The organism is Anabaena lutea FACHB-196, from assembly GCF_014698305.1.
Lineage (GTDB): Bacteria > Cyanobacteriota > Cyanobacteriia > Cyanobacteriales > Nostocaceae > Anabaena > Anabaena lutea.
On the sequence record NZ_JACJST010000016.1, the window covers coordinates 1 to 16,625 of the forward strand.

Annotated in this window: 14 protein-coding genes; 8 read left to right on the forward strand and 6 right to left on the reverse strand. The window is 38.6% G+C overall.

Annotation, left to right across the window (positions count from 1 at the left end; translation table 11 throughout):
* Positions 1-97: 97 nt before the first annotated feature.
* Complete coding sequence (locus H6G59_RS17065) at positions 98-334, reverse strand: hypothetical protein (protein WP_190716453.1); 237 nt, start codon at positions 332-334, stop codon at positions 98-100.
* A 149-nt stretch (positions 335-483) separates the two neighbouring features.
* Between H6G59_RS17065 and ileS the strand changes: the two genes are divergently transcribed.
* Together ileS and H6G59_RS17075 are read left to right on the forward strand one after the other, a co-directional pair.
* Entirely contained in the window at positions 484-3,369 is a 2,886-nt protein-coding gene (gene ileS, locus H6G59_RS17070; protein WP_190716455.1) for an isoleucine--tRNA ligase, read from the forward strand.
* 85 nt (positions 3,370-3,454) lie between these two features.
* A complete protein-coding gene (locus H6G59_RS17075; RefSeq protein WP_190716457.1) occupies positions 3,455-4,060 on the forward strand; it encodes a Uma2 family endonuclease in 606 nt (201 codons plus the stop codon).
* Between the two features lie 182 nt (positions 4,061-4,242).
* Here the strand turns inward: H6G59_RS17075 and H6G59_RS17080 are convergent, their stop codons facing one another.
* Positions 4,243-5,127 carry a ParA family protein gene (locus tag H6G59_RS17080; protein ID WP_190716459.1) on the reverse strand — a complete coding sequence of 295 codons (885 nt, stop codon included), beginning with the start codon at positions 5,125-5,127 and terminating at the stop codon, positions 4,243-4,245.
* Between the two features lie 424 nt (positions 5,128-5,551).
* Here H6G59_RS17080 and H6G59_RS17085 point away from each other — a divergent pair, with 424 nt between their 5' ends.
* Together H6G59_RS17085 and H6G59_RS17090 are read left to right on the forward strand one after the other, a co-directional pair.
* Complete coding sequence (locus H6G59_RS17085) at positions 5,552-6,904, forward strand: AAA family ATPase (RefSeq protein WP_190716461.1); 1,353 nt, start codon at positions 5,552-5,554, stop codon at positions 6,902-6,904.
* Complete coding sequence (locus H6G59_RS17090) at positions 6,904-7,635, forward strand: ParB N-terminal domain-containing protein (RefSeq protein ID WP_190716463.1); 732 nt, start codon at positions 6,904-6,906, stop codon at positions 7,633-7,635. Before H6G59_RS17085 ends, H6G59_RS17090 begins: the two co-directional genes overlap by 1 nt.
* 167 nt (positions 7,636-7,802) lie before the next feature.
* On the opposite strand, the gene H6G59_RS17095 is transcribed toward H6G59_RS17090, so the two are convergent.
* Complete coding sequence (locus H6G59_RS17095) at positions 7,803-8,792, reverse strand: glycosyltransferase family 2 protein (protein ID WP_190716465.1); 990 nt, start codon at positions 8,790-8,792, stop codon at positions 7,803-7,805.
* Positions 8,793-8,877: 85 nt separating this feature from the next.
* Here H6G59_RS17095 and H6G59_RS17100 point away from each other — a divergent pair, with 85 nt between their 5' ends.
* The 4 genes from H6G59_RS17100 to isiD all read left to right on the forward strand — a co-directional run bounded on the left by H6G59_RS17100 (position 8,878) and on the right by isiD (position 12,855).
* A complete protein-coding gene (locus tag H6G59_RS17100; protein ID WP_190716467.1) occupies positions 8,878-10,116 on the forward strand; it encodes a glycosyltransferase family 4 protein in 1,239 nt (412 codons plus the stop codon).
* Positions 10,117-10,662: 546 nt separating this feature from the next.
* Complete coding sequence (locus tag H6G59_RS17105) at positions 10,663-11,832, forward strand: helix-turn-helix domain-containing protein (protein WP_190716469.1); 1,170 nt, start codon at positions 10,663-10,665, stop codon at positions 11,830-11,832.
* Positions 11,833-11,860: 28 nt separating this feature from the next.
* Positions 11,861-12,487 carry an alpha/beta hydrolase gene (locus tag H6G59_RS17110; RefSeq protein ID WP_190716471.1) on the forward strand — a complete coding sequence of 209 codons (627 nt, stop codon included), beginning with the start codon at positions 11,861-11,863 and terminating at the stop codon, positions 12,485-12,487.
* 155 nt (positions 12,488-12,642) lie between these two features.
* Positions 12,643-12,855: a protein IsiD gene (gene isiD / locus H6G59_RS17115; protein WP_071190114.1), complete on the forward strand. Its 213-nt coding sequence runs from the start codon at positions 12,643-12,645 to the stop codon at positions 12,853-12,855.
* A gap of 389 nt (positions 12,856-13,244) precedes the next feature.
* Here isiD and H6G59_RS17120 read toward each other — a convergent pair whose 3' ends face one another.
* The 3 genes from H6G59_RS17120 to H6G59_RS17130 all read right to left on the reverse strand — a co-directional run bounded on the left by H6G59_RS17120 (position 13,245) and on the right by H6G59_RS17130 (position 16,484).
* The gene (locus H6G59_RS17120; protein ID WP_190716474.1) at positions 13,245-14,054 is read right to left on the reverse strand and encodes a pentapeptide repeat-containing protein; all 810 of its coding nucleotides are present in this window, start codon (positions 14,052-14,054) and stop codon (positions 13,245-13,247) included.
* Positions 14,055-14,065: 11 nt separating this feature from the next.
* A complete protein-coding gene (locus H6G59_RS17125) occupies positions 14,066-14,704 on the reverse strand; it encodes a beta-carboxysome protein CcmP (RefSeq protein ID WP_190716476.1) in 639 nt (212 codons plus the stop codon).
* 166 nt (positions 14,705-14,870) lie between these two features.
* Positions 14,871-16,484, reverse strand: a complete 1,614-nt coding sequence (locus tag H6G59_RS17130) for an RluA family pseudouridine synthase (RefSeq protein ID WP_190716478.1) — start codon at positions 16,482-16,484, stop codon at positions 14,871-14,873.
* Positions 16,485-16,625 lie beyond the last annotated feature (141 nt).

Below are 16,625 nucleotides of genomic sequence, written 5' to 3' on the forward strand. Positions count from 1 at the left end.
TAATGAGACTTAATCCCAATAAGCGTAAGTATTATCAACAAGGTCTAAGAGCTATGAATCTTATACAGTCTGTCTTTTAGTTGATCTTGTCCCCCCTTCAGCGATTTTCATCTAAAGCATTAATTAAATATTCCCCTGTTTCCTGCTGTTCTTGTTCATCACTTTCATCTATCCAAGACTGAAGTACATTAACTATTTTCAATTGTTTTTCTTTTTGCAGAATAGATTTTTGGATAAGCTCCAATGTATAAGTTTCCACAGAAAGTCCTTGCTGTTGTGCTTCCTGTATTAAATACTGTTCTAATTCTGGTGGTAAGCTGAGGGTTAGTGTCATAAATCTATTGTGAGTGACTTTATATATTGTAAACCTGCAAAAACAAAAAATTAACCCCAAAATACCAATAAGCGTTGTTGGGTTTTATCAACCCAACAGACGACTTATAATTGATCAAATAACTGCAAACATATCTTAGGCATGAAACTGTGACTGAACCCGGACAATACAAAGATACCGTTAACTTACCCAAGACTAACTTCGATATGCGGGCTAACGCAATCAAGCGCGAACCCGAAATCCAAAAATTCTGGGCAGAAAACAACATTTATTCTCAACTCTCAGAAAACAACCCCGGCGAATTATTTATACTGCACGATGGGCCTCCCTATGCTAACGGTCAGTTGCATATTGGTCATGCCTTAAATAAGATTCTCAAAGATATTATTAACCGTTACCAACTCCTAAAAGGTCGTAAAATTCGCTACGTTCCTGGTTGGGATTGTCACGGTTTGCCAATTGAGTTGAAAGTTCTGCAAAATATGAAACAGGCAGAACGGCAAAATCTCACTCCTTTGCAATTGCGACAAAAAGCGAAGGAGTTCGCTCTAAAAACTGTAGACGAACAACGAGAAAGCTTTAAACGCTATGGGATTTGGGGTGATTGGGAAAATCCTTATTTAACCTTAAAACCAGAATACGAAGCCGCGCAAATTGGCGTTTTTGGGGAAATGTTCCTCAAAGGTTATATTTATCGCGGTTTAAAGCCGGTGCATTGGAGTCCTAGTTCTAAAACGGCTTTGGCTGAAGCTGAGTTAGAATATCCTGAAGGTCACGTTTCTCGGAGTATTTACGCTGCTTTCCCGGTGGTTAAGGTTGGGTCAGGGTTAAAAGCTAGTTTGGATGGCTTCTTGCCTGATTTGGGCGTGGCTGTGTGGACGACTACACCCTGGACTATTCCCGGTAATTTGGCTGTGGCTGTGAATGGTGAGTTGGAATACGCGGTTGTGGAGGTTTCACGCAGAGACGCGGAGGCACAGAGAGGATGCAGATATCTGATTGTTGCGGCTGAGTTGGTGGAACGGTTGGCTGCGGTTTTGGATGCTGAGTTGACGGTGAAAGCCACATTTTCAGGGAAGGATTTGGAACATACTATTTACCGTCATCCTCTTTTTGACCGTGAAAGCCCGGTGGTGGTTGGTGGTGATTATATCACTACTGAGTCGGGGACTGGGTTGGTACATACTGCTCCTGGTCATGGTCAAGAGGACTATATTGTTGGTCAGCGTTACGGTTTGCCGATTCTTGCACCTGTTGATGATAGTGGGAATTTCACGGATGAGGCAGGTAAATTTTCTGGTTTGAATGTTTTGGGCGATGGGAATCAGGCGATTATTGACGCTTTGAGTGAAGCGGGTTCTCTGTTGAAGGAGGAAGCTTATCCTCACAAGTATCCTTATGATTGGAGAACGAAAAAACCGACGATTTTCCGCGCTACTGAACAATGGTTTGCTTCTGTGGCTGGTTTTCGGGAAGATGCTTTAAAAGCGATCGCATCTGTGCGTTGGATTCCTGCTCAAGGTGAAAACCGCATCACGCCGATGATAGCAGAAAGATCGGATTGGTGTATTTCTCGTCAGCGTTCTTGGGGTGTGCCGATTCCGGTGTTTTATGATGAAGCAACTGGTGAAGTTTTGCTAAATGCCGAAACTATTAACCACGTTCAAGCTATCATTGCCGAAAAGGGTTCTGATGCTTGGTGGGAGTTGTCGGTTGAAGAGTTGTTACCGGAACAATACTGCAATAATGGCAAAACTTACCGCAGAGGTACTGACACGATGGATGTCTGGTTTGATTCTGGTTCTTCTTGGGCAGCGGTGGCGAAGCAAAGACCGGAGTTATGCTATCCTGTGGATATGTATTTGGAAGGTTCTGACCAACACCGGGGATGGTTTCAATCTTCTCTTTTAACGAGTGTTGCGGTTAATGGCATTGCACCTTACAAAACTGTTTTAACTCATGGTTTCGTCTTGGATGAACAAGGACGAAAAATGAGTAAGTCGGTGGGGAATGTGGTTGATCCTCAGTTGATGATTTTGGGAGGAAAAGACCAGAAAAAAGAACCCGCTTATGGTGCAGATGTGTTGCGGTTGTGGGTTTCTTCGGTAGATTATTCCGGTGATGTGCGTCTGGGTAATAACATCATCAAGCAATTAGCTGATGTCAGGAATAAAATTCGCAATACTGCACGGTTTTTATTGGGTAGTTTGCATGATTTTGATCCTCAAAAGGATGCTGTAGCTTTTGATGATTTACCAGATTTGGATAAGTATATGTTACACCGCATTCGTGAGGTGTTTAATGAGGTAACGGAAGCTTTTGATAGTTTTCAATTTTTCCGCTTTTTCCAAACGGTGCAGAATTTCTGCGTTGTGGATTTGTCGAATTTCTATTTAGACGTTGCGAAGGATAGATTGTATATCAGTTCTACTGATGCTTTCCGTCGTCGTAGTTGTCAAACAGTGTTGCAGATTGCTTTGGAGAATTTAGCCAGAGCGATCGCACCAGTTTTGTGTCATACTGCTGAAGATATCTGGCAATTTATCCCTTACACAACACCCTATAAATCAGTGTTTCAAGCTGGTTGGGTGCAGTTAGACGATAAATGGGATAATCCCGAATTAGCAGAATTTTGGAAAACGCTGCGACGCATTCGCACTGATGTGAATAAGGTTTTAGAACAAGCGAGGGTAGAAAAAATTATTGGTTCTTCCCTAGAAGCAAAAGCGTTAATTTATATCGCTGATCAAAAATTCCGCAATGCTATTGAACCTTTAAAAATTAGCAGTAACGGAATTGATGAATTACGGTATTTATTCCTTACCTCTCAGGTGGAATTATTAGATACTCCTGACGCACTACAAGGATTGAAAACTTTGCGTGTTCAAGGTGAGGATAATTGGGATATTGGGGTAATGAATGCAGACGGGCAAAAATGCGATCGCTGTTGGAACTATTCTACCCATGTTGGTGAATCAGCAGAACATCCTTTACTCTGTGAACGTTGTGTTCCTGCTTTAGCTGGGGAATTTTAACACCTTGTAGGGGTTTAGCATTGCTAAACCCTTACTTACGAAAGATTGAGTTTGTGCAATTATACACAAAATGAAAACAAAAACTATGAACACACAAACACCTGTAGTTACAGAAATCTTACCAATGGTGCTGAAAATGCAACCCAATATAGTCATGACTGATGATCAATTTTTTGATTTCTGTCAGTTAAATCGTAATTTTCGGATTGAACGGAATCAAATAGGAGATTTAATAATCATGTCCCCGACAGGTTCAGAAACAGATGAACGCAATTTTAACTTAATTGTCCAGTTAGGTGTTTGGACAAAGCAAGATGGTACAGGAGTCGGTTTTGGTTCTAGTGGTGGTTTTACCTTACCTAATGGTGCAGTGCGTTCTCCTGATGCAGCATGGATCAAAAAAGAAAAATGGGAAGCAGTACCAGTAGAACAAAGAAAGAAATTTGCACCTATTTCTCCTGATTTTGTAGTGGAATTACGTTCAGAAACAGATAGTCTAAAAACATTACAAGAAAAGATGCAAGAGTATATAGAAAATGGTGTTAAATTAGGTTGGTTACTAGATAGAAAACAACGAAAAGTATTTATTTATCGTCCTGATCAACTTGTCGAAGAATTAGATAATCCACAAACATTAAATGGTGACAATATATTACCAGGATTTGTTTTAGATTTAACTCAAATCTGGTAATCAATTAATACAGCGATTCCTGCTATTATAGCAACCGCCAAAGTGGTTAGGACGTGAATTAATGATAAAATCTAGACACAAACAGACTTTCAACTCTGTCACCTGTCACCTGTTACATGAGGTACATTTTTTTATTCCTAAGCCTGTAGAGGCGGGTTTTCCCCGCCCTCGATTGTATTGTTTTACAACTTCTGCAACAATTCCTGAGTTAACTGCATAAATGCTTTAGAACCAGCAGAGTTAGGACTAAGTAAAGAAACCGGCATAAAACTATCAACAGCTTTAGCCACATTTACATCAACAGGAATCTGTACTTTACAGATTTTATCAACACCAAAATCTTCCACAACTCGGTGCATTACCTGTTTATAATATCTACCATTAAGTAGATTTCCACTGGACATACTAAAGATAATTCCCAACATTTGGATATTTATCTTCGCTTCATGTTCGTGACTGTCTTTTAATTGAGCAATGCGTCTTTCTAACAGTTGAATTCCCACCACAGATAAAGGTTCTGGTTTGGCTGGAAGAATATAAAAATCACTACTAGCTAAAGCACTCCGAGTCATGAGATTATAGCCAGGAGCGCAATCTAAAAGAATAAAATCATATTCATCGCGTACTGGTTTTAAGATGTTATTCACCAAAACTCTTTCAAAGCGATTCCAAATTGTTTCAAAATCTTGCTCACCCAAAGCAACAGATTGGTTATGCAACATTTCCGAAACGACAAATTCATCATATAAATCAATATCTCCCGGTAACAAATCTAATCCTGGAAGATTGCAGACTTGAGATTGAATGATATCATGAATTGTCAATTTAGCATCAGGTTCTGGGTTAATAACTTCATCTATCAAATATCTAAATGTCTTTCTTTGTTTGCGACGTTTTGCAAACTCCACAGGTGACATGAGACTGAGTGTAGCGCTAATTTGACTATCTAAATCTAAAACAAGTACCTTTTTACCGTGATTTTTCGCTAAACACGTAGCGATATTGACGGTGAGGGTGGTTTTACCGACTCCACCTTTCATATTTGCAGTTGCAATTACATATCCCATTGGTTAATTCCTCTGCTGACGCTTTCTCATTGAGGTAGCGTACATATTATCTAATAGATTTCAACTTTGGTTAATTTACTCTTTTAGGAGGATGTAGAAAAGTGCTTCAAGCAGTCAGATTATATCTTACCAGGCAAGGAAAACCACCTAATTACCCAGATAAAGTCCATTTGTACAGTTTTCAGAAAGATTTTTCTAAATAAAAATTACGTATTATTACTTAATTTAGCCTAAATTTAAATTTGGTAAATTTTGAATAATTTGCATAAGCTGCTATGTTAATTTTACGTAAAAATACTAACCTCAATATCCTTTTTCTACAGATTTTTAAGTAATCTTCATAACTCAATAAACTCAAAATATGGCATAATCGACCACATAGCGGATTTTCGGGAATGATTACTGTTTTTTGAGGTAAAGAATCTTGCTTTTTAACCCTGAACTGTGCCGTAACGAAAGCGAAGTTGAAAGCAAACTTATCGTTCAATATTTGCTACCACAGTTAGGGTATACCCCTGATACTTGGCATCAAGAAGTTGCTGTTGGTAGTATCCGTTTAGACTTTTTGGCATTTGGAGTCCAAGTCGTTCCTTTGATTTTAGATGCCAATTCCCCATTAAGTGTAGTTATGGAGGCAAAAAGTCCCAAGCAAAATTTAAATCATCATGTTTTGCGACTTAGGCATTATTTAACTAGCTTAAATGTGCGCTTTGGTTTGTTAACTAATGGGAAGGAAATCAGAATTTATCAAAAGTTACGAGATGATATTCAGTTAGTTTTTCAATGTGATGGTAATGATGTTGAGGAAAAGATAGAAGAAATTAGGGGGTTAATTGGTAGGGAGAGTTTAAAAAATCAGCAGTTTAAGGAACAGTTAGAAGTTCAAGTATCGAATTTAGAACCGAAAAAGGAGCATTCTATGAAGACAATTGCAATCTACCACAATAAAGGCGGAGTTGGTAAAACAACAACGGTAGTTAACCTAGCTGCTGCTATCAGAAAAAAAGGTAAAAGAGTTTTAGTCATTGACTTTGATAGCCAAGCCAATACTACATTTGCGACAGGATTAGTAAAATTTGATGATGAAGAGTTTGACGATATAAAAGAATCTAATTTACTACAAGTATTACAATCTGAAGATTTTTATCCCATCTCAGAAGTAGCAAGAAAATCTAGTTTTTGTAATCCAGAAATCTTTGTAGTTCCTGCACATATTGATTTAATGAGAAATGAAACTGATTTGAATGATCTTGACGGTAGTAGATTAATACTAATAGATAAATTAGAATCTGTAAAAGATGAATATGATGTTGTTCTGATCGACACACCACCTTCACTAAATCTGTATGCCAGAATTGCTTTAATTACTGCTGATTATTTGATCATTCCATCTGATTTAAAACCGTTTGCTAATCAAGGTTTAACGAATGTTAAAGAGTTCATCAAAGGTATTAACACCTTTAGAAGACAAATTAGAAAGCCTCAAATCGAAGTAATTGGTGTATTAGCCTGTAAAATATCTACAAATAATCAATTTGTCAGACATACTTTACCTAAAAGATTAGAAGCTATTCCAAAAAGATATGGACTTGAGGTAATGGATACAGTAATTTATGATAGAGATGATCTCGCAAAATGCGCTGAAAAAACTATTCTTGTAGGAGATATGGAACTAGCTGATCCAGTATCAATTCTTGATTTTAAACCTGATTCATCTGCTGCACAAGAATTTGAATTACTAGCAATAGAAGTTTTACAAAAAATAGGGTTAGTATAATGAAACTGTCTACATCTCTGGTGGCCATCAAAAAAATTAGCTGTAATAAACCACGTTCTAATTTTGATGATGATAAGTTAGAACAAGCGGCTCAATTGATTTTGGAATGTGAAGGAGTTATTAATCCTATAGTTGTTCGTAGAACAAGTTTACAATCATTTGAATTAGTAGATGGATACTTTGAATATCATGCTGCTGCTAGAGCTAGAGAAATCGATCCTCGGAAGGGTGAGATGATAGGTGTATTTATTATTGAGGATGAAAATGAGGAGATATTAACAAAGCAAGTTCAATTATTTAGGCAGCCAAAATCTGATACTTCTACTCCATCAAACTTAACTGTGCAAGATTTGGAGAAACTTATAAACAATCTAGAATCACGGTTTGATAAGTTAACTACTCAATTATTTGATCAAGCATCTGCTAATGCAAGATTAGAGAACGAAGTTAAAGATTTGAAAAAACAAATCGCTAAAAAAGTCGATCCTTTAGAAGTATTTCAAAAACTTAAACCATTTGAAATGGCTGAAAAACTTGTGAATGCTGGTGTTAACTCCAAAAGAGCTTCACAAATAGCAGAAGTTGTAGAAATTGAACGTAAAAAGGAGCAGTTTCAATCATTGAATGATGTAGTTGAAAGGGTGAAAATTCCACATGGTAAGAAGACGCAGAGAGCAATAAGTTCTGAAAAAATGCTTGATATAGTTGATATCTGGTCAAAGAATAGTTGAAATTTTAACTTCTTTCCTTTGCGTCTTTGCGCCTTTGCGTGAGATATTTTCCTTGTTCCCATACTCTGTATGGTAATGAATTTTAGAAGGCTCTGACTTCTTTGTAAAGTAGAGGCAGAGCCTCTTAATGGCATTCCCAGTCTGAGACTGGGAACGAGATATATCTATCAAACACTTGCTTCCCGCACCTGCTCAGTATAATCCTTGGGACGAATTCGACGAAAAACCTGTAAAGCCAACTTCCGTAAACTGATAGGTAAATAAGATAGCATCATACCAAACATGATTTTTTTATCGCTTCCCAAAACCTGAGTTGATTGCTGCAAAAGCCTTCTTCCCTCCACCGTATCACCCTTTTCAATCAGTCTTAAACCCAAAGCTTGCTGAGTAATAGCTAATTTATGCGATCGCACTTTCTCCAATTCTTCATCAGGAAACTTGTAACTACTTATACAAAAAACCTTAGCAGACAGAAAATGCAGATTTTGTTTTAAACTTGTTTGTCCACCATGAAAACGATATTCCATCAAAAATTCAGGTAAAAAATACCCTTGCTTACCAGCAATAGCCAAACGCACCAATAAATCAAAATCCTCACATCCATCAGCTTGGGGACGCATATAATCAACTTCCATCAAACAATCTCGACGGAACAAAGTTGAACCAACTTGTAAACTTTGTTTAATAAAAGTTTCCCTAATTAAATCAGGAATCACCCCAGCTTCAAGTTTATCCTTTCCCCATTTACTAGAATTTTCCTGTGTGGCTGATTCAATTCTTTGATTATTTTGATTAATAATCCAATGATTTGTACAAACAAAATCTACACTCAGTTCAGCATCTAAAACAGCCACAGTTTTCTCTAAAAATTCCGGAGTAATAGCATCATCATCATCAAATTTGATAAAATAATTCCCACAAGCAGCCTCAAAACCAGAACGCATATTACGACTACGTCCACCATTAACAGGTTGTCTGATATAGCGAATTCGTGCATCATCCCATTGACTTACTATTTGAGCAGTATTATCAGTAGAACCATCATCACAAATGATGATTTCAAAATCTTTGTAAGTTTGAGCTAACACACTATTAACAGCGTAAGGAAGTAAATTTGCTCGGTTATAAGTGGGAATACAAACACTAACTTTAGGCATAATCTAGATCGGCCAACTGAGAGTAATTGTAGTATATTATGTTATTGCTTAACTCCGTAATATACCAAACTTCACGGTCACATTTATGAAAATATTAATCCTATCTTCCACCTTTCCCTATCCACCGACAAGGGGAGGAACCCAAGTCAGAACCTTTAATCTACTCAAATACCTCAGTCAACGCCATAGTATCACCCTAGTCACTCAGCGCGAGTCTGATGTTACAGAGTCGGAAATAGCAGATTTACGAGATTGCGTAGATAACTTAGTCGTTTTTGAGCGTCCCCCAGATACAGGAACCACCGCAGGAATACCCCAGAAAATTCAGCGTTTGGGGACATTTTTGTTAAAAGGTACACCCCCCAGCGTCCTCAACCGCTACTCAGTGGAAATGCAAACATGGGTAGACAACTTTGTAAAAGCCGGTAAATGTGATGTAATTACCTGTGAACACAGCGTCAACGAAATTTATATCCGTCCCCATTTTCAAAAGCAAGTAAAAACCATAGTTAATATTCATAGTTCTGTTTATGGTAGTTGTCTGAATCAGTTAGCAACAGGCACATCAGAAAATAAATTAAGAGACAAAATTAATTTACCATTGTTGCGTCGCTATGAACAAAATTACTGTTCTAAATTCTCTAATATTGTAGTTACTACAATAGAAGATAAACAACAACTGCAACAATTAAACCAAAATGCGGAAATTGCCGTTATTCCTAATGGTGTAGATTTAGTTACCTTTCCCAATCGTTCTACAGATCCAGGAGGATATCGAATAATTTTTATCGGGGCAATGGATAATTTAGCAAATATTGATGCTGTCTGTTTTTTCAGCAATGAAGTATTACCAGAAATTCAAAAAATTTATCCAGATACAACCTTTGATATTGTCGGTTCTCGTCCTGCACCAGAAGTTTTAGAACTGCAAAATCAACCAGGAATTAATGTCACTGGACGTGTCCCTTCAATGGCAGAATATCTACACAAATCTACCATCTGCGTAGTACCTATGCGGACAGGATTTGGTATAAAAAATAAAACCCTAGAAGCAATGGCTGCGGGTATACCGATAGTGGCAAGCGATCGCGGTTTAGAAGGACTAGCTGTAGATGGTGAAACCACCCCACTTCGAGCCTTACGAGCCAATCAACCCGCAGAATACATAGCCGCTATTACTCAACTATTTGAACAGCCAGAACTCCGATTTCAACTCTCTACTAACGGTAGACAACTAGTAGAAACCGAATTCACTTGGGAAATTGCCGGTCAATGTTATGAACAAGTCTGTCTGGGAAACAATAATAATATTTACGCAATTTGAAGAATTCAACATCAATCAGTAATATCAAATCTGGATCATCACTTATTATAAAAATCTCTCCGCCTTCGTCAGATATAAGAGGTTGTTTGATAGCTTGCGTGGCGTAGCCATAAACTTTTTCGTGTGGTATCTGACACCCACAGATCCCCCCTAGCCCCCCTTAAAAAGGGGAGAACTAGAGTCAAAGTCCTCCTTTTTAAGGAGGATTTAGGAGGACCTAAAGTTTTTAATACATCAGCGACCACTTTTCAAACATCCTCTAAGGATACGCTGACCTAACAACCGAACTTGATATAACAAGTAATTTAGCTCTTGCTAAAATAGGCATTTTGCTGGTCAATGAACTTTAAATTTATTAATAAGTTGATTATGAACTTTATCATTTTTATGGTAAAATTATGTATTCAGGGGTAAATAACTGTAATTTTTTGGTTTAAATAAACTTAATTTCCTGATTAAACTATTTGGGAATTTCTATCAAATGTACCAAGTTTAACGTAGTGAAATTTTGTCCAAAACTCTGCCAGTAATAAAGGGAAATTTAAGGTGAACATAAAAGAATTTGTCCAACTAGCAGAGTTATTGCACCAACGTTTAACAGATTTGCACCAAACAGCTAGTGTATTACCTTGGATTCCATCAGACCTAATACCAGAAGCCTTTAAAGAACTTTACACCACCTCAAAATTCCTACAATTAGAGGTACAAGAACTTTACCAGCACAACGAAGAACTGATCCAAACATACACATTGCTGCAAGCAGATCGCCAACACTATCAAAATTTATTTGAATTTGCACCAGATGCCTATTTAGTAACTAATGCAAAAGGTATCATCTCAGAAGCTAACCGCGCCTCCACAAAATTACTCAACATTTCCCAGCCTTGTCTGGTTGGTGAATCAATAATCAGCTTCATCACCTTAGAACAACATCAGTATTTTTACGAACAACTTATCCAGATATCTAAATCTCATAAAGTTAGAAAAATATTATTACCATTAAAGCCACATCATGGTAATTCCTTTAAAGCTGCTTTGACGGTAACATCTGTCCAACACCAACCTTGCCAACCTATTAAACTCTACTGGTTAATACGTGACATTTCTGAAGATCAGCCAGGAGAATCAGCAAGAGTCGAGAATCACAAGAACTTGATTGAAAATCGCCTTTTACATAAATATTCTAAAAAAGAAACTATTTCCCTCAACCCACTATTAATTTGGTATGTGTGCAAAGGTGTAGTTAAGCTGAGTACATTTTGTGAAACAGATGAAGAAGTATTAACAGGGTTAGCAACAGAAGAAATGGTTTTCGGTTCTAGCATGACATCCCTACCTATTTATCAAGCAACAGCCCTGACAGATGTGGAATTAGTGTCAATTTACTTATCAGAAATTACACTCTTCTCCCCAATTAGCCATACCCTTCTACCTAAAATTCAACAGCGATTACAACAGACAGAATCTTTTTTAGTGATTGCAGGTAGACGGCGAGTAAAAGACCGATTACACCATCTATTAGAGCTTTTAAAACAGCAAGTCGGAAAACCAGTACCAGAAGGAATTCGTCTCTCTATTCGCTTCACTCACGAAGATATGGCCAGTTCCTGCTGCACTACCAGAGCCACCATTACACGCTTAATTGGCAAATTACAAAAACAAGGTATTATTACTTTCGATCATAAAAAACATATGATTTTTAGAGATCCACCTTAACTAATAACTCAGCCGAATAAAATCACTCATGACTGCAACATTAGATTTCATCAAGTTTTCCCCAAAAACACAGCAAAACCCATCCGCTTTAATCGTTACCTTACACGGTTGGGGTGCCAACGCTCAAGACGTAGCATCGTTATTGCCCTATTTAAACCTACCTGATTATGAATTTTTACTTCCCAATGCACCTTATCCATATCCCTATTCTCCTACCGGTAGAGCGTGGTATGATCTGCGAGATGAGAATATGTATGAAGGATTGACAGAAAGTCGGCAAATGCTCATAGATTGGTTGCAATCTTTAGAGAGTGTCACAGGAGTACCCTTATCGCGGACTATTTTGAGCGGGTTTTCTCAAGGTGGTGCCATGACTTTAGATGTAGGATTAAACTTACCCCTAGCTGGTTTAGTGGTGATGAGTGGGTATTTACATCCAGGGATAGAAAAGCTCAAACACAGTAGTTTTCCCTCCACATTAATCATGCATGGCAGACAAGATCAAGTTGTACCATTACCAGCAGCTATCAAAGCCAAAGCAGTTGCTGAATCTTTAGGAGTAGCGGTAGATTACCATGAATTTGACATGGGACACGAAATCAGTCCGGAAATGTTAGCAGTGCTGCGAAGTTTTGTGTTGAACACAATTGGTTAGCCCAAGTTACCAATTTTTTACAAATCAGGGTGTAAATAAGCAAAATTTTTACAAAATAGATGCCCACTAATGAGTAATATAGATTGGGTGGATGCTTTTAGGGCAACTCCACCCAGGGCTGAAAGCAAACGCTGCAAAAGGGAGGGGCAAGCATTATGAAAACTCTAAGCATTTCCAAAACAGAAATTGCTGCCATGAAAGCAGCAGAGGTGGAAGATTTAGCTACGCGTCTGGAATTGGATAATTACAGCAATGCTTTTGAGGGTTTGAATGACTGGCATCTACTGCGAGCTATTGCGTTTCAGCGTCCAGAGTTAGTTGAGCCTTATATTCACCTCTTGGATTTAGAACCCTACGACGAAGCATAGCAATTTTAGATTTTACATTTGAGATTGGGGTCTGTAACTGTAACAGAATTCCTACCCACTCATACCCATTGCTACCTAAAATGGATATGAGTGGGAGTCATACGATTTTGGATTTTGGATTGATTAAACACATATAGCCGTTGACAGGGTGGTTAGGACATCAATTGATAATGAAACTCCCACTACAAGAGGGTTTTACTCCTGACTCCTGAACCGAAGGTCTGCGAAGCGTCTCCTGACTCCTGACTCCTGCTATAAATCCTGGGGCTTCTACCATCTAAGAATTATATCATTATCGCTTAAATACTTATCAGAAAAAAGTCGCCCCGTCACCGCGTCTCCCCATCTCCGCGTCAGCCCGAATTATAAGTCTTTAACCGAACACGATATTATTGGTCATTCCTAGAACCATCAGGCATAATCGCACCTTGGAGATTGACACCATTGAGGTTCGCACCCTGAATATTCGCACCTCTAAGGTTTGCACCTCCAAGGTTTGCACCTCCAAGGTTTGCACCTCGCAAATTAGTCCCACTTAAATCAGTTTCCGTTAAGTTAGCTTCACTCAAGTTAGCTTTAAATAGGTATGAATTCCCTAAATGTGCCTTAGTTAAATTAGCTTTATACAAATTAGCTTTGTAAAGGTAAGCTGCCATTAATTCCACTTCATATAAGTTGGCTTCACTCAAATCAGCAGCAATTAAATTAGCCCCAATCAAATTAGCAAAACAAAGATTACTGCGGATTAATTTTGTCTCTCCTAAATCCGCATCTCGCAAAATAGCATCTTTTAAATCAGCCCCAATCAGATTAGCATTTGTAATTACAGCACCTCTGAGATTTGCTGCACTCAAATCAGCACCAATCAAATTTACATGACTCAAATCTGCCTGCGTCAGCGTTGCTCCACTCAAGTTAGCAATACTCAAATTAGCTGCACTCAGGTTAGCTTCAATCAAAATAGCCTGGTTGAGATGAGCATTACTCAGATTTGCACCGCTGAGATTTGTTCGCACCAGTAAAGCATGACTTAAATCTACCTTAGTCAAATTTACCCCTTGGAGATTTGCACCCCGGAAGTTTTCTCCTTGCAGGTTAGTCGCACTAAGATCAAGTTCAATGTGGGGATTTTGCTTTCTCCACTCTAGCCAGGTAACTGCACCTGCTTTGAGTAATCCCAGATGCTCTCGATTTGCCATTTTTGCTCCTTTTATTCCTTACGCTGCTGGGGATTTTCTCGACCAGGGACATTCTCAATCGCCGTTAAGGCTCCTGCTGCCCCCGCCAGGATATCCCGTTCGTTTCCACCCAAATACAGCCGTCCAAAGCTACCTACAGCTTGCACTTCCAGGATATTAATTGACGCTGCTTTCTCGGCTTCATTTGCAGCTAACGCAGCGTAAGCAGCTGGTTCAACTTCCAATACATATAGGGTTTGTCCAGCTAACAGTAGCTGTCCCCGACGGGTGCGGTTAATAAGTTGGGTTTGGTAAGCGTCAATATTGCGAATAATTTGGCTAGAAACCACACGGGGTTTGAGACAGTCTTCTTTTTTCACTCCCAGCAGGGCTAAAATTGCTTGTCCTGCGGCTCGTGTTTCCCCTTGGGAGCCAGAATGCACTTCTAATAGTCCATATAGCCTTTCCACTACCTGTACTCCCGGACGGACAGAGGCAGATTTGAGGGCGACATCTGTAATTTTATTGATTTCGATACCGGGTGAAATTTCAATCCACAGGGATGTATCCCCAGGTAATGGTAAGAAACCTTGGGCTACTGTTCCCATATATGCGGCGTGTTGAGGTTGCAGATTGTCTAGAAATACGAAACTGCGTAGTTCTATGCCCAAAATTTTGCTCTCCAGTCATGAGGGTAAACGTTTTTTCTATGCAATATTAGAGTTTACCTATAAAAGCTACATCAGCAAAATAGAATCTCAGTTAAATTAGTCTCGTGTCCGGTTGAATACTTATCGTTAGGGAACCGCACGGAGACGCGGTGAAGCGGAGAGTTTTTCAAAATGGTGTTTTTGTCTGTAGATACAGATTTTTTCCTAAATGCGGATGTTGAAAACTCAGTTCTCTGGCGTGCAGATATAGTCTACTGCTCTTGGCACTGCAACCATACAACTTATCTCCCAAAATCATCATCCCTAATCCTCGCACATCAGCCGCATGAACTCGTAATTGATGGGTGCGTCCTGTCAAAGGGATAAATTCTATCCGGGTATAGTCTCCTTCTTTTTTCATGACCCGGAAGCGCGTTAAGCTGGGTTTACCCCGTTCTAAATCAACTGTTTGATAAGGACGATTTTCAGGATTTCCCCACAATGGTAAATCAATTACACCTTCATTAATAATCAGATTACCTGCCAGGATAGCTTCATAAACTTTGTGAATTTGTCTTTTTTGGAATTGTTGATTTAGTTGAGAATGGGTAAATACATCTTTCGCTAATAAAAGAATACCAGAAGTTTCTTGATCTAAACGATGTACCGTCCTCAATTCTACATCATACAAATTACGCAACCGAATAAGAACACTATCTTGGTTATGAGAATAACGTCCAGGTACAGAAAGTAATCCTGGCGGTTTATTAACAGCAATTAACCATTGGTCTTCATAAAGAATCTCTTCTTTTTTCAGGGCTGAATAGTTATGTTTTCCTGATAGCAAAAAACCCATTAATGGCTGACAACGTTCTACACAAGCACCATAAAATTCACCTTGTTTTTTATCTTGGACAGAAGAATCTCCCCACCAAAACTCAGCCATTGCTAAAGGTTTTAGTTTATGAGTTGCCGCATAATGTAATAATTTAGGAGCGCAACATTCCCCTGTGCCTGTGGGTGTTCCTCCTGGTAGTAATTGCTGTAAAGATAGAGATTGCCCAGAGAAATTAGTTAGGCTATAAGCAGCGTGCATTTGGGTTTGTAATTGGCGAGATAGTTCTTTTCGCTGTTGTTTTAGTTCTCTAATTTTTGTATCCGCGCCATTGATAATTTGTTGTAAAGGCTGCAAAACTTCATTTTGACGACGTTTAAGGTATTTACGCTCAATTCCCTGTTGACGGCTTTCTGCTTCTAGTTGGGCAATAGTTTCGATTGTCAGATTTTCGCCGAGTTGTTGACGTTTTTCCTGTCGTTCTCTTTTACTTTGGCTATGTCGCAAATTCAAGATTTGTAACTGCTGTTGAAATTCAGCAGATAATATTGCATATTCTTCTCGTAATGGAAGTTGTTTGAGAGTAATTATCTCTTGTTTAATCGCTGCCAACTCGGCTAAAGTTCGCGTTTCTGCTAATACAATATCTTCTCGTCCGGGAATTGGTGTTACCCAACCGTCAACCACACTACAACCATTCAATAAACCGGAAAAAGCTTTAATTACTCTTTGTTCACCATTAGGTAATTCAACTAATAAAATACCATACATTTTACCTTCACGGGAATAAATTTCATTTTGCTGAAGTTGTTGCATTAAACCCTCAGCTATAGCTTCTGCTAAAGGAGTACGAGGTAGTCTCAGCAATTCCCCCGTTTGCGGACAATTTCCTTCATAGTAATAGCTGGGAGGTGTAGAGGAAATTTCAGTGTTGGGGTTAAGAAACTGCGAAAGTTTATTTAGCATCTTGCTCAACAATGCGACTTATAACTTATTTATATATAACTACATTTGGCGTTGCTGAACCAAAGCCGGGACTGTAAAAAATGCGATATCTAATATCAAGTCTCGTTAATTGCTGCTCAAAAAAACTCGACCCGTCCCCGC

Coding starts and splice junctions, on each gene's coding strand:
- H6G59_RS17090 (WP_190716463.1), top strand. CDS start 6,904: ATGAAACTGTCTACATCTCTGGTGGCCATCAAAAAAATTAGCTGTAAT.
- isiD (WP_071190114.1), top strand. CDS start 12,643: ATGAAAACTCTAAGCATTTCCAAAACAGAAATTGCTGCCATGAAAGCA.
- H6G59_RS17095 (WP_190716465.1), bottom strand. CDS start 8,792: ATGCCTAAAGTTAGTGTTTGTATTCCCACTTATAACCGAGCAAATTTA.
- H6G59_RS17080 (WP_190716459.1), bottom strand. CDS start 5,127: ATGGGATATGTAATTGCAACTGCAAATATGAAAGGTGGAGTCGGTAAA.
- H6G59_RS17130 (WP_190716478.1), bottom strand. CDS start 16,484: ATGCTAAATAAACTTTCGCAGTTTCTTAACCCCAACACTGAAATTTCC.
- H6G59_RS17110 (WP_190716471.1), top strand. CDS start 11,861: ATGACTGCAACATTAGATTTCATCAAGTTTTCCCCAAAAACACAGCAA.
- H6G59_RS17075 (WP_190716457.1), top strand. CDS start 3,455: ATGAACACACAAACACCTGTAGTTACAGAAATCTTACCAATGGTGCTG.
- H6G59_RS17065 (WP_190716453.1), bottom strand. CDS start 334: ATGACACTAACCCTCAGCTTACCACCAGAATTAGAACAGTATTTAATA.
- H6G59_RS17120 (WP_190716474.1), bottom strand. CDS start 14,054: ATGGCAAATCGAGAGCATCTGGGATTACTCAAAGCAGGTGCAGTTACC.
- H6G59_RS17100 (WP_190716467.1), top strand. CDS start 8,878: ATGAAAATATTAATCCTATCTTCCACCTTTCCCTATCCACCGACAAGG.